Source organism: Rhodopirellula sp. J20-39 (assembly GCF_057365095.1).
This window is the reverse complement of the sequence record NZ_CP195123.1, coordinates 254,450-268,481: the sequence shown is the minus strand read 5'-3', so window position 1 is coordinate 268,481 and position 14,032 is coordinate 254,450. Positions and strand designations below refer to the sequence as shown.

Sequence of the window (14,032 nt, the reverse complement as noted above, 5' to 3'; positions counted from 1 at the left end):
GTGGCGTTGGCACCAATAGCGACCGACATCCCCTTCAATGACATTGGATCTACTGATGAGAATCAACCTTCCGAGTGTGAGTCTTTTGGCGTTGGCTGCGCTGCTTCTTTCGTCACCCACTTTGCGTGGCGACGATGCTGCAAACACAGCTCATCAGGCCGAGTGGATTCAGCTTTTCAATGGGAAGGATTTATCCGGCTGGACACCCAAAATCCGTGGTCAGGAATTCGGTGACAACTATGCCGACACCTTTCGCGTGCGAGATGGTTTGTTGGTGGTTTCCTATGATGGATACCAACCCGAAGACTTCATGAGCATGGATAAGAAGGGAAAGAAAGGCTTCGACAAATTTGGGCACCTCTTTTATAAGGACACATTCTCGCATTATCTGTTGCGGGTTGAGTATCGGTTTGTGGGAGAGCAAGTTGAAAACGGGCCGGGATGGGCGTTTCGAAACAACGGCTTAATGCTGCATGGACAAGACCCAAGCCTGATGGCAGTCAATCAAAAGTTCCCAGTCTCGATCGAGGTGCAGTTGCTTGGTGGCAACGGCAAGGATGAAAGAACCACTTTGAATTTGTGCACGCCCGGTACCAACGTGGTCTTGAAAGGAGATCTCTTCCAACCCCATTGCACTTCCAGTACATCCAAGACGTTCCATGGTGACCAGTGGGTAACGGTGGAAGTCGAAGTTCGCGGTAGTGAAGTGGTACGACACAAAGTTGGTGGCGAAGTGGTTTTGGAATATACCAAGCCCCAACTGGATCCTCGTGATGCGGAAGCAAAGCCACTTATCGTTGATGGAAAGCTGTTGCTCGACAGCGGTACCATTTCGATTCAATCGGAAAGTCACCCTACCGAGTTTCGCAAGATTGAGTTGTTACCACTGGACGACAAGTAGCGTGGTAAGTTGACGCCGTGCGGGCTGTTATTGAACAAGCCCTTCGGTGACCTGCAAGAAGACATCTTCGAGACTCTTCTTGTGTGCGTTGACTTCGGCGACCGCAAATCCTTGGTTCACAAGCCAACCGACCAGTTCGGCTTGTGCTCGGGTATCGCCTTCGAATTCGAAACGTACGAGTTCTCCATCAACGATCACGTCGGCGGGCAAACTGCCAGGTTCTAGGTGAGGGCCGCCGTCTTCGTTGGAGAGTAGTAACTGTTGAATTGCCGTGGCCGCTTCGTCGGCTCGGTCGAGGATACGGACGACCAGTTCGCGTGTTTGATTGCGTTGTCGTTGGATGTCTTCGACGCTGCCGGTGGCAAGTAGTTGTCCTTGTTCGATGATGCCGACGCTATCGCACATCTCGGCAAGTTCAGTCAGGATGTGGCTACTGATTAAGATAGTTTTGCCGCGATCAGCCAATTCGCGAATCATCTTACGAAGTTGAATCCGGGCACGAGGATCCAAGCCAGCCGCGGGTTCGTCCAGAATCATGACTTTGGGATCGTGGACCAACGCTCGACCCAGACACAGCCGTTGTTTCATCCCTTTGGATAGGCCTCGGATGGGCTTGTCCTTCATCCCAATCGTGCCCGTGAAATCCAGTACCCATTTCAGTCGCTCGGTACGTTCTCGTCCGACGAGTCCGTAGGCGCGAGCGAAGAAATCGAGGTATTCTTCGCAATTCACATCGCGATACGTGCCAAATGAATCGGGCATGAAACCCAGTCGCCGGCGAACGAGTTCCGGGTCGTTGACCACTGAAAAACCGTCAACAAATGCATCGCCAAAGCTGGGTAAATCTAGCGTTGCTAGGATTCGCATCGAGGTCGTTTTGCCGGCTCCGTTGGGGCCGATATAACCAAAGACATGACCCTTGGCGACACTGAATGAGATGTCGTGCACCGCCTTGGTTTTGCCGAAATACCGGAACAGCCGGCGCAGTTCGATCGTGTCTTCCCCTTGGGTGTGGACACACGTGGCGGGCGTTGTGTTGGCGATCATCGCAGCGACCCCATAACGAAATGAATGCTGTCGGTGATAACAGCGCCTTCGATGGCAACCGCATCGTCGGATATGTCAGTCAAACACAGAAAGCTGTTGCGAGGCAGTTTCGAACCGAGTTGCATTCTTGCTTGCAATTCAAACTCGAACGCTCCATCGGTCGGTTTGGTTGGAGTTGTTAGGTTATTGAGCTGTTGGTTGATGAGATCGAACACTTCGTTGTTGTAGCCTTGCAATGACGATGTCTGACGCTGCCGGCGGTCGACAATCGAACTGACCAGCCATTGTCGTTGATAAAGTTCACCGAGTTGTTGGGACGCTTCCTTGTCCGACAACGCGGCCGCCTTCACCGCTTCATTTGCGGGTACGTGTGGGGCGTAGAAGTAGTTGCCCGACGAGTCACAAACAATCATCTCGAGCGCAGGCTGGTCAGTGTGACTTTGGATTTGGATGCTGTTTCCGTAGTCGTCTTCCGCCTTCGTGATTGTGAAGTGCCCCCAGTCGTCTTGGGGGCGGTGTGCGACAAACTGCTTTTGTTGACGACTGGGCAGATAGTCGCGACTGAATTGAACCGCATCATCGGTGACAACGATTTCACCACGTAGCTTGAATCGGTCGTCAACCCGAGATTCCCAGCTCCGCTGCTGATTGTCGGGAAACAGTGTGACGTCGGAATCGCTGTCGAAACGAAGTCCATCAGTCGGTCGGATTCCAGCGAAGTAGGTGCTGCGAGTTCGCGTGACGGCATCACCGGATTCACCATCGACCCAAGTAATTTGTCGTATCCGGGTGGTCGTTCCAAAACCATCCGCCACGACTCCGTACGCGAGCATGGCAAGGGTGGTGAAGATCGCAAGCACCGGTGCAATTGCGAACATCAGGTAGCTGCGTCCCGATTTCGTTGTCTTGCGATAGGCCACCGGTCCCACCAAGACGACGAAGATGCCTAGCAGTCCCATGAACGTATAAACCGGAGGCTGAGCAACGCCGGGGATGACCCACTGAAAGAAGCGTGAACTACCAAGAATCGGTTCCGCGCCGGTACGCAGGATTCGATGTGCCTGCCAACCCATCAATGATTCGACCGCTTGCCATTGTAGGACTTCGACGGGACGGTCGGGTGGCTGTTCGCCCAGGTGAATCACCAGTCCAGCTAACTGGGTTTGTGATCGAACGCCGGACGAGGAAGCGACTTGTTCGGGCGGGTACGCGGCCAACGAATCTTTCAATAGATCGGCACCCTTGGGAAACCACTCCTTCCACTCGCGAATCTGATTGTCGCTCATGTCCATGTACGATATTTCAGAAGAGAAGGACGTGTTGTCCGGGATGCTGAAGTCATCGAACTTGACGATCAGTTGTTGAATTGAAGTTTTCGCTTCGGCAATGGATTCAGGCGATGGCGAGGTACCTTTGTTTTGACTTGGTTTCGGGGTGTCTGACAAATTGGGATCGTTTAGGTCGCTACCACGAATGATGACGACGCCACCGGTATTGATCCATTGTTTGATCGCTTGGGCAGGTGCAGTTTGTTGACCTTGCAGTGATTGCCAATCGGTGTGATGGAAGATCAACGCATCGTGGGGTTGGTAGGCGAGCCAGCTATGAGGTAGCTCGTCAACGTCGATTACCCGCAATGCACAAGTGGAGGTTTGAAGTTGTGTGTTCCCGGTTAGCTTTTGCCAATCGTCGGGGGTCTCGGCGGAATAAAAGGGACTTTGTTCGGAACCCAGTAGTAGGTGTTCGAAAGATTGGGCGCGTGTTGCTTGATCTTGTTCGTTGTTAATCCACAACACATTCCATTTGGCCATCAAGTTCAGGTTGAGGTAAAGAGCTGTGTCTTGACGGGAGAGCGGTTCACCGACATAGGCTTTGCAGTTGTCAAGTTTACGACCGCCTTGGAACAGTTGAGCTTCATAGAGATTGCCAAAGGATGTCTTGGGCGTGTATCGCACCAATTGTTGGCGACTAGTTCCCTGGGGGATGGAGATGGGTAACAAAACACGCGAGGCGGATTGTGGAGGTGAGTGCCCCGCCGCGAGTGGAGTGAGCTGGATGGTTAGGTCTAAGTCGGCAGTCGTCGGACCACCGGTGGTATTGAAATCAACTTCGATCCGCGCGACTTCTGCCGTCGGGTGATGCGACGACCGGATTTGAATGTTCCAACCCAACACATTCTTTTTAGTCGTTGGGAAACGAGCGACGTAATCCGCATCGTTGGCTAGGAACGAAGCTGGATTCGTCGGTGCAGTAGACTGAGCCATTACAACCGTGGTCCACGTCATGCATAGCAATGCAAGCAGGACACACCCGGTAGCAGCAAGTGAACGCTTCACTGTTCTGGTTCGCGTGGTTTGAGTAGTTGAGGCGGCAATTGATCCTTGGCAAACGGATTGCCTTCGCGAGCGTTATCAAATCGTCCGATGGTAAGCCGAGCGGTAATCCAAGACAGCAAGAATGCGAGTGCCGCCAGCGTGAAGAAGAGCAACAGAAAGGCGAGGCCAACGATAACCGCTTTTGCGAACGTTGCACCATCACCAGCGGAGCGAGCCACCGCCGCTATGATCGCGGCGATGACCGAGAAGACCATCACGGCACGAAACGAAATGCGTGGTAGCACCCGGCTGCGAACGATCGGGTCCATCGAGGCTGGCATGGTGGTATCCAGTACTGGAAGACTGAAAACTCAATGTCGAACGAGACTCAGCCTAGCGAGCAGGATGAGCTGACAAATGAGTGGATTAGGATAGCTAGTCTACCAGATGGTACCCGCGTCGACGTGTTTGCCTGAAAAGCCCAGACCGAACCGATTTCTGATTTAGGGTCTAGCTCGAATCAAGAACCGTTCTCGACTAGCGATCGAAAATTGCCCGAAGACGCTATTTCGATGGGCGGTGGGTCTCGAATGTCACGTGCGAACTTTGTTTGATATCTCGCATCGCTTGGACTGCTTGTTTGTAAAGGAACTCTTGGGACCGCAGCGGTTTCTGTTTTTTAGTGGCCACAATTCGTTCGTAGGAGCCATCGGGCTGCATCCGCCATGCGTTTTGGTTATCGCGGAAATAAAGTTGCAGCGTTTCTCGTAGCGTCTTGCGGATGGAAGGTTCGTTGACTGGAACGAGCAGCTCAACACGACGATCGAGGTTTCGTGGCATCCAGTCAGCACTACTGATGAAAATCTTGTTGTCGCCGCCGTGGCGAAAGTACATCAAACGAGCGTGTTCCAAGAATCGGTCGACGATCGAGATCACCTCGATGGAATCACTTAGCCCAGGGATACCGGGACGCAGGCAGCAGACGCCGCGGACGTTGAGCTGAATCGAGACACCTGCTTGGCTCGCTTCGTAAAGGGTGTCGATCACTTCGGTGTCCACCAACGCGTTGAGCTTGACGATGATCTCCGCTTTTTGTCCTTGCTTGGAACGTTCGGTTTCGCCACGAATCATTTCCAGGATGGTTCGCCGTAGTGTCAGTGGGGCGATTGATAGCTGTTGAAACGGCTGCGGTTGGCTGGCACCGGTGACGGCGTTGAAGAACATCGTCGCGTCGGTACCAAGGGATTCGTCCTTGGTAAGTAGCGAGATGTCGCCATACAAGTTGGCAGTGGATTCGTTGTAGTTGCCCGTTCCGAAATGCACATAACGGACGAGACCTTGAGGCTCACGTCGGACGATGATGCAAACCTTCGCGTGCGTTTTCAGTCCACGGATTCCGTAGATGACCTGAACACCGGCTTGTTCCATTTCGCGAGCCCACTCGATGTTTCGAGCTTCATCAAAACGCGCTTTCAGTTCCACGATTGCGGTCACGTACTTGCCACGTTCGGCGGCGCGGATCAGCGCGGCCACGATAGGGCTGTTGCGACTGGTTCGGTACAAAATCTGTTTGACGGCCAAAACGTCGGGATCCGTCGCAGCTTCTTCGATCAATCGGACGACCGGATCGAACGTTTCGTAGGGATGCATCAGCATGATGTCGCCCGCCGCGATAGACGTGAACATCGTTTCGGTTGGGTCAATCTTCGGCGAACGTTGGGGCGGCCAAGGATCGTCACGTAGCGACGAGAAGCCTTCCAACGAGTGCAGGCCAAACAAGTAAGTCAGGTCAAGCGGACCGTTGTTGTTGAAGACAAAGTCGGGATCAACATAGAAGCTTTCGGTTAGGTAATTGCGAATCGCGTCGCTGGAGGTCGCGTCCATTTCCAGACGTACGACATCGGATAACCGCCTACTTTCCAAGACCTCTTCCATGCCGCCAAGCAAGTCGCCCGCACCGTCTTCGCGTAATTCAACGTCAGCGTTTCGCGTGATCCGGAACGGCTTGCACTGAACGACTTCGCGACCGGGGAAGAAGTCACTGACGAAGTGAGCGACTAAGTCCTCTAGCAAGACATAGTGAAAGTGGTGTTCGCCGCCGCCGGGCATGGCGGTTGCCGAACCCGTTTTTTCCGATGGCAGTGGAACGATTCGGGGCAGGGTGCGGCCGAGTGGGATAACGGCGAATTGAGGTTCGTGTTCTTCCGGCGGCGAATCGGTTTTCGATTTCCGAGAAGCCGGTTTGTCGATGACTTGGGTGCCATTTTGAGGGGCCAGTTCGGCAACGCCGCGAAGCTGGACGCACAAATGAATGCCCAGACCCGGTAGCATCGGGAATCGGCGATCGTGAAGCGCTTGCGGCGAAAGAACCGCAACCACGTCGCCCCGGAAGTGACGCTCTGCCGCAGCCAGCGTTCGATCGCTGCACTGATTCAGGTCAACTCGCGAGATATGCCGTTGATCCAACAGAGGCTGAATCTCATCTTTTAGAACTCGGTACTGACTTTGCACGTGGTGATGGCACCGACGGGCAACAGCTTGAAGTTGTTCCGCTGCGGTTAACCCAGCCGGATCACGACGTCCACCACTGCCTTGGCTTTGCAACTTAAGGCTGCCGACACGCACCATGACAAACTCGTCCAAGTTCGAGCCGGTGATGGCTAGAAACTTCGCGCGTTCGAGTAATTGCACCTGTGGGTCTTGGGCTTGTTCCAGAACCCTGGCATTGAATTCCAACCACTCCAGTTCACGATTCAGATAACGAACTTGCGGCTCCGAGGGGGTCGCCGGTTCCGACGCGGAACGTTTCGCTTTTGACTGGGCGGCAGGTTTCGGCTTGGCGGGGCGACTGGCAGACACGAATGTGACTCTTGAAGGAATTGACAAGGACGAGAGTGGTAAGCGAACACCTGTGAAATAGCAAACTGGCAACCGATTTCACATGTCGGTTTCAACGAGACTGGATCAACCTGGGCGATGAGATTGACCCAGCCTTGAACTGACTCAGCCGATTCGATCAGCCCATAGCGATGCTCATGAGCTTACCGTTTCAAGTTCCGTGGGGACGTCGGTGATTGCTTCGGTGGCTTCGACGGATGCTTCGGTTTCTGGCGTGCCTAATAGAATTCGAAACGCCTTGGGATAGAAGTCTTTGCCGTAAGTCATTTCGCCACCTTGGTGGCCGACCGCACCGACAAGAGCGGCGACAACTAGCAAGCCGATCTTCCAAGTTGAAGTCAGTTTTGATGGGCGGTTCGAATCGGGATCGGTTGAATCGCTTCGCAACGACAGCAATGCAATGATGGCGAAGACAGTGGAGAGCACCGTGACGACGATTGCGGACCAGCGATGCCAGAAAATCTCGGAGTCCAAGTCGAAACGGTTCCAAGATCCATAGCCCTTCTCGACACTGAATGACCATCCCATCATGGTTGCAGCGATCGAGGAAGCCGCCCCGATCAATAAGCAAGCCAGTGGGATTTGCGTTCCGATGGCTGGCCACTTCACACCCAGCACGACAAACAGTCCGCCGATCAGCAACAACGCGATCGGGAAGTGGACGGTAGCGGGGTGCAAGAATCCTTGGAACGACCAAACGCGACCGAGCAAACTCATGTCGGCGAGGTCGCTACCTTCGATTGCAGGAATCGGAGCCCCAGATCCGTCCAGCATTGCGTCTTCAGGCCAATCGGCTCCTTCGTTGATCCACAACTGAACTAACGCAAGTTCGCCGGCACTGAGCGGTCCACCATGGCTGCGCGGCGGCATCAGCATGTCGTCATCGTCGGTCACAAGGTAATCCGTAAACAACATGCTGGCTTCGGCGTCTTCCGCCTCAAGGTAGTCAGCGACTAATTCCGGATCATCGACACGAAAATCGTTCTTCGCTTCGTCAGGACCGTGGCATTTCAAACAGTGTTGGCGAAAGATGGGTGCGATATCGCGTTCAAAGCTGACCAGACGGCCTTCTTCATCCAATGCCATCCGTGGTGTGCTGGGCTCGATAATTTCCACAATCGCATCGGCTTCCGATTCACCTTGGGATTGCTGTGCAAAGGCAATCATCAAGATCGAAAAGTAGGTCAGGATGCGGAACGAAGTATGACGATTCATCATGTGGGATTCTCAGGTGGGGATAGGCTAGGCGGGCGTGCGCGAGAAGATGGGTGATGGCGGGAATAAGATTGTACAAAGATTCCCTAATCACATCCAAGTTCAAGCTACGTGGCGTTTTAGATGGTATTACCAACCCAGAACGTGTGCGAAGATCAACGGGGCGCAGATCGACGCATCGCTTTGAATCATGAATTTGGGAGATTCCGGATCCAGCTTGTACCAAGTGATTTTTTCGTTTGGCACCGCGCCGCTGTAACCACCGTAACTGGTTACAGCATCGCTGATTTGACAGAAGTAGCCCCACAATCGAACGTCTTTTTGTAGATCTTGTTTTAGCAGTGGGACGACGCAGATTGGGAAATCGCCAGCGATGCCGCCGCCGATTTGGAACATTCCGATCGAAGCATCCTGGCTGGTCTTTTCGTACCAACCAATCAGCTTTTCCATTTGTTCGGTGCCGGTCGCGATTGCCGTGTGATTCGGAACCGTGCCATCGAAAACACGGGCGGCGTAAATGTTGCCAAGTGTCGAATCTTCAACGCCGGGAGTGTAGATCGGAATGCCAGCATCTTTGGCGGCCGCTACCCAGCTATTTTCGCGGGGCACTTGGAAGTGTTCGGTAAACCCAGGATCGTCCAGCAAGGCGAACATGAACTCAGCCGGCATCCAGCTATCGGCATCATCGGCTTTCTTGATCCAAAGTGCGGTAAGACGATGTTCCAAGTGACGCATGACGGTTTCTGGAATGCAGGTGTCCGTGACACGATTGAAACCCGCGTCGCGGAGCTTGACTTCGTCGTCGACGGACAAGGCTCGCCAGTCTTGGATCGTTTTGTATTCGTCGTGAGCGACAAGATTGAAGAGGTCTTCTTCCAAGTTTGCCGCGGTGCATGTGACGGCGTGGACCTTTCCTTGGCGAATCATTTCAGCCAACGACAAGCCAAGCTCGCCGGTGCTCATCGCTCCGGCAAGGGTGACCATCATCTTGCCGCCGTCGTCCACAAATTGACCGAACGAGCGAGCTGCGTCACGTAGTTCGCGAGCGTTGAAGTGGCGGAAATGCGTTTCCAGGAAATCGGTGACGTTCATAGAAAGACTTCGTAGGTGGAGATCAGGAAGTATTGGATGGAGGTGTTTTGAAATGGAATATCGGAGTTTTCGGAGACTGAGGTTCAAGCCGGCTGGAAAGCTAGAGGCATGGACAAAAATCTACAGGGAATCGACGAAAGCGGGTGATTGGGGCAGATGATGGCCGGGGCATCATGCGGCCATCTTGATGCCCAAAGTTTGACAATTGGGCCTGCCAACGTCGATCCCATCCGGAATGTCTTACCCCGGTCGGGGGGAAGGTCAGGGGATACGAGGGAAAACAGGTGTTTTGCGAGTGTTTTCGAAACTTTTGTAGTCAGGGCGCATTGGAACAAGTCGGTAGAGGCAGGTCACTACCGAACAAAGTCGCCGAACTTGGAAGGAAAGTTGTCTTGAATCTCACGTTGCAACAACGGCGAATGCTACGCAGTGTTTTGTGCGGATTGATGCTTCTAGCGGTCATCGGCTACCTGTGCACACCTCGCCAGGTTGTGCAGATTCATTCCGGTTGGGTGCCTCGGACCAACGCGGATCTGGATTGGCGTCGCAACCAGGTCGAACGAAACGCCCTGGATTTATCCAACCGGCAGGCCGGTGACGCGACGTTATCCAGTGACGATTCACCGAGCAAGGTTCAGTGGTCGGTTGCGGGTTTTCCTTTCGATGCAGTCCACATCCAAAGTCACCAACTCGGTACTCGCCATCATTGGATTGGTTGGGTTTGGTTGTTGGACGTCTTTGCCGCGACGGTGTTGATTGGTGGGGTGATGTCGTTGGCGTATCGGGATCAGTATTCCGGTCCGAGCGGACGCCAAGTCTATTTCGTTTCGGCTGCGTCGTTGTTGATCCTGGTAGGTTGTATTGCTGGTTACTGGGTATCGGCTTACCGAAGTTCTTTGGCACTGAGCCAGGCTGGACGAACAGTGTCCGTTTGTTCGGTCAATTCACCGTCCTTTAGATGGCTTCCTAAAGCAGTCCAATTGCCTTGGACTCATGCCTATAGCATCGATCTAAGCGTTGGCGACAAATTCACTGGCGCTTCGCAGCCTTTTGAGTTTGAGGACTACCCAAGTCTGCAGTCCGTTGGCATAGCGGGAGACCTGCCACCGGTCCAGCGGGATCAAATGCTGTCGCTTCCGTTGTTACACACTTTGATCTGGCGAGAGATTTCTTCGGTTGAGTCGGTTCAAGGAAACTTGCGATACATGCCGGCGGTTGAGGTGCTCGATCTCACTTTTGAATCAAGCGAGAGAGCGTCCAAGCTAGATGAATCCGTTGTGGCTACTACAACGACCAGCGACGGTAAGTTTGATTTCAGCAAAAACAAAAGCTTACATACACTTCGAATCAAAGGCGTTCCACAACAACGCTTGGATCTGAATAAGAATGCTTTGTCGCAGTTGCGTGTTCTTGAGTTGGAGTTGTTGGCGGATGGCTCCCCTGGCTTTGCGATTGAGAATCTGCTGCAACTCGAAGAGTTGCAAATCACGGTACCGCGAAGAGGATACGGTGATGTGTCGATTAGTGTGCGAAATATGCCCTCGTTAACATCCCTTCGGGTTCCGAGTTATCGTCCGATTGGATTGACACTGGTGGACGTTCCACGTTTGGCACAAATTGAAACTGCGCATCGTTCTCGTCGATCTAACACCTCTTCGATATCTGCTTCCGCGCCGTGGTTTCGTAGTCTGGAAATTCAGAACGCAGCGAGTTTGGCAGCGTTGAATGCGACCGTTTACGCTCCTGAAGGCTGGCAAGTCGAAGGTTGTCCTAAGTTGCGATCATTGCAACTCAGCCAACCGCCACTCCATCGGTTGGGAACGGTCGATGTGGTGTTGGAGCGACAGGAAGCAGTGGCGTTGAGCCCTGTTTGGCGTTGGCTGGAAGAGGAATTGCCGCTGAATTCGATCAAGTTGGAAAGGTTGGATCTTCGTGGTGTGAACCTATCTGCATGGAAGCGAATGGCATTTTTGGAAGAGTTATCTCTTTCGCACTGCCGGGCGTTTCCTAATCAGGTTAAGGAGCTAGCCGACCTGCCATCGCTGGTGCGTTTGAAAGCGCCTACCGCTCGTTTGTCCGATGCCACCGCGGAAAGCCTGCTTTCGAATGGAAACAAGTGGGAACAGTTGGAGCTAGATTGGTCCAACGTTAATTCGATTTCCATCGTTAATCAGCCTCATTTGGTATCGGCCTTTGGAAACGGCGCATTGGGTGTATCAAAGCTGCGTCTGGAAGGTCTTCCTCGGCTGCATACCAAGCTTCACTTGACCAATGACCTTCAAGAACTCTGGATCGATAACGTCCCCAATCTGCAAAGCCTGATCATCAACGGTGCCATACCTGAAGATTCCCATGTCGCAGGTGTTGAAGGCATCCGATGCTTTTGTGTTCGCAACAACAAGATTGACGACCAAAATATCAAGGTCATTCGCGAATGTACTCGATTGCAAACGCTGTACATGCCAAATTGTGAAATCAGTCAAGAACAGATCGCAAGCCTACCGTCGTCCAAGTATTTGATTGCAGTCGATCTCAGTGGCGCTCGTGTTCGGGACCACGCGGGTGAGGTTCGGTTGCTAGACGATAGTCACACGGCTCCATTGGGTGCGATTGATTCCTTGCTTTGGGTTAAGCTCGATGGAACACAAATCGGCGAGCAAACACTGAAGTGTGTTGCGGATTGTGGGAAGCTGCGAACCGTATCGGTCCAAGACTGTCCATTGACCGCCGAAGCCTTGCAGGTCCTATCTCAATTACCATCGCTAGTTGAGCTGAAGGTGGATTCGTCGATCGAATTGGACTTAGAAATCAAAGACGACTTTGTCGATGCAAGTGAACTGCAGCAGCTTGCTTCGTTCAACAATATCTGGCATTCACCAGACGGCTTGGACAGTGGTGTCGCCAAAACAGCTAGACGCTGGTTGCGGCGTTGGCTGGGGAACGGCCTCCGAATGAAACCAAATCGGCACTACGCCGATGTGCGTGTGCCTGACGAATGGCCTGTGGCGAAGTCTGAAGAGTCACTGTCATTGTGAGCCCGGCGAAGGCGAACAAGTACATGTGGATCATCTCGATAACCGCAACATCGTGGAACATCCCGTTAGCAATGTAGCTGCATAGCAAGCCCATCATCATCATCCCGAGGGTGCGCTGCGGAGAACCGTTCTCGTGCTGGCAACACAATCGCCAAGTGATGCAAAATAGCGAGATCAAAAACAACGCATAAAAGGCCAAGCCGACCAAGCCAAGGTCAACTAAAACGGCTAGGAAAACGTTGTGTTGTACATACGGTCGGACGGTTTCTAGCGGAATCCCGTGATGCCGGATGGAGTGGTAAGGTTCGGCCGCGCGGAGGTATTGTCCGTATCCATGGCCAGTCAGCGGTTTGTCACGGAACATTTCCCAAGCGACAACGGCCAATAAGGGACGCAGTTCGACACTCTTGGCGGCTTCGGCGGCGCTAAGTGCTTTGTCCCGCTTGATTGATAGGATTTGTTCTTTCAATCCGGTCGTCATCACGCCACCTAGAATCAGCGTTCCGATTAACGCCAGCACTCGGATTCGGACAGGAACATAAAGAATGCCCAACAGTGCCAAGGTTAGAGCGGCACCCATCCAAACGCTTCGGGTAAGCGTCGAGTAGCAGCCAGCCAACGCGACCAGTGCGAGAACGGCATAGAACGCTTTGCCATGTCGCGACGAATTAAAAAATCTCGCCACACACACGCTTAAGAACAGCGTCATCAAGATGCCATTGCCGGCGGGGTTCAGCAACGGGCCGCGACCACGACCAAAAAACTCCCAGATTTTGGGATCGCTAATGTACCGAGGGAAGACCAGCGCACGGACGTCGAGCATTTCGAATACGGCCGTGATCGATAGATAGACCCCCAATACCAGAATGGCGTTGGACAGCCAGTGAATCGTTTGTGGCAGCAATTTCTCGTCGCCCGGTTGGCGAATTCTCATAGCGAGATACATGCTGCAGGGGATCGCCAGATAGAACAACCACCTTGCAATTGGTGGTGGGTCGATGTTGGTCATACCAAATCGAATGCAACTTAATAGCGTCCAGGCAACCAAACCGATCACAACGATATCGAATCGGTTCAGCGGCCCAAGTTTTGCGTTCCCACGTGTTAGTCGCATGGCGGCGATCAACATCAATCCGGCCCAGACGATACGGTCTAGGCTGAGTTGGATTGGTCCGTTAACGGCAAAGAATGCTGGTCCCAATACGGTGCCCAGTACCAACACACCGATCGCAGCGGTTAGCGGGCGAACCTGAGCGGCGATCGGAAGCATCCACGGCAAGGCCGCAAACAGAAAAAGTATGGCAATCCAGAACATGCCCAAACCTAGGTCAGCGTTTCGAACATGACGGCTCGAAAACGGATTAAGGGTAGATTTTCCGGCATTTTGAGCTCTACGGATGAGTCATGAGTCTGACGCAGGTGGATGCTGGCGATTCCAATGGTGCCCGAGACATGTGCCTTTCTCTCCCTGATGTGTCTTTTCGGTCTTCATGGTAAAACCCCTCTTGTTGACGCCGTCTCGTGACGAT

The 14,032-nt window shown here is 53.2% G+C and carries 8 protein-coding genes; 1 reads left to right on the top strand and 7 read right to left on the bottom strand.

The window, feature by feature from the left end:
* Positions 1-55: 55 nt before the first annotated feature.
* Complete coding sequence (locus tag ACR3ZL_RS00875; protein WP_473649769.1) at positions 56-901, top strand: 3-keto-disaccharide hydrolase; 846 nt, start codon at positions 56-58, stop codon at positions 899-901.
* A gap of 27 nt (positions 902-928) precedes the next feature.
* Here the strand turns inward: ACR3ZL_RS00875 and ACR3ZL_RS00870 are convergent, their stop codons facing one another.
* The 7 genes from ACR3ZL_RS00870 to ACR3ZL_RS00840 form a co-directional block, all read right to left on the bottom strand.
* Positions 929-1,948: an ABC transporter ATP-binding protein gene (locus tag ACR3ZL_RS00870; RefSeq protein ID WP_486173141.1), complete on the bottom strand. Its 1,020-nt coding sequence runs from the start codon at positions 1,946-1,948 to the stop codon at positions 929-931.
* A complete protein-coding gene (locus tag ACR3ZL_RS00865) occupies positions 1,945-4,284 on the bottom strand; it encodes a hypothetical protein (RefSeq protein WP_473649771.1) in 2,340 nt (779 codons plus the stop codon). Before ACR3ZL_RS00865 ends, ACR3ZL_RS00870 begins: the two co-directional genes overlap by 4 nt.
* Complete coding sequence (locus tag ACR3ZL_RS00860) at positions 4,281-4,604, bottom strand: hypothetical protein (RefSeq protein ID WP_473649772.1); 324 nt, start codon at positions 4,602-4,604, stop codon at positions 4,281-4,283. The genes ACR3ZL_RS00865 and ACR3ZL_RS00860 overlap by 4 nt, the downstream gene beginning before the upstream one ends.
* 223 nt (positions 4,605-4,827) lie before the next feature.
* Positions 4,828-7,122, bottom strand: coding sequence for a polyphosphate kinase 1 (gene ppk1, locus ACR3ZL_RS00855; protein WP_473649773.1), 2,295 nt, complete (start codon positions 7,120-7,122; stop codon positions 4,828-4,830).
* A 174-nt stretch (positions 7,123-7,296) separates the two neighbouring features.
* Positions 7,297-8,379: a c-type cytochrome domain-containing protein gene (locus ACR3ZL_RS00850; protein ID WP_473649774.1), complete on the bottom strand. Its 1,083-nt coding sequence runs from the start codon at positions 8,377-8,379 to the stop codon at positions 7,297-7,299.
* Positions 8,380-8,505: 126 nt separating this feature from the next.
* Entirely contained in the window at positions 8,506-9,468 is a 963-nt protein-coding gene (locus ACR3ZL_RS00845) for a deoxyhypusine synthase family protein (protein ID WP_473649775.1), read from the bottom strand.
* Between the two features lie 2,910 nt (positions 9,469-12,378).
* Positions 12,379-13,818: an O-antigen ligase family protein gene (locus tag ACR3ZL_RS00840; protein WP_473649776.1), complete on the bottom strand. Its 1,440-nt coding sequence runs from the start codon at positions 13,816-13,818 to the stop codon at positions 12,379-12,381.
* Positions 13,819-14,032 lie beyond the last annotated feature (214 nt).

What these genes read in the sequence shown, in the direction of transcription:
- ACR3ZL_RS00840 (WP_473649776.1), bottom strand. Translation starts at nt 13,818, where the DNA reads ATGTTCTGGATTGCCATACTTTTTCTGTTTGCGGCCTTGCCGTGGATG.
- ACR3ZL_RS00850 (WP_473649774.1), bottom strand. Translation starts at nt 8,379, where the DNA reads ATGATGAATCGTCATACTTCGTTCCGCATCCTGACCTACTTTTCGATC.
- ACR3ZL_RS00875 (WP_473649769.1), top strand. Translation starts at nt 56, where the DNA reads ATGAGAATCAACCTTCCGAGTGTGAGTCTTTTGGCGTTGGCTGCGCTG.
- ACR3ZL_RS00860 (WP_473649772.1), bottom strand. Translation starts at nt 4,604, where the DNA reads ATGCCAGCCTCGATGGACCCGATCGTTCGCAGCCGGGTGCTACCACGC.
- ACR3ZL_RS00845 (WP_473649775.1), bottom strand. Translation starts at nt 9,468, where the DNA reads ATGAACGTCACCGATTTCCTGGAAACGCATTTCCGCCACTTCAACGCT.
- ACR3ZL_RS00870 (WP_486173141.1), bottom strand. Translation starts at nt 1,948, where the DNA reads ATGATCGCCAACACAACGCCCGCCACGTGTGTCCACACCCAAGGGGAA.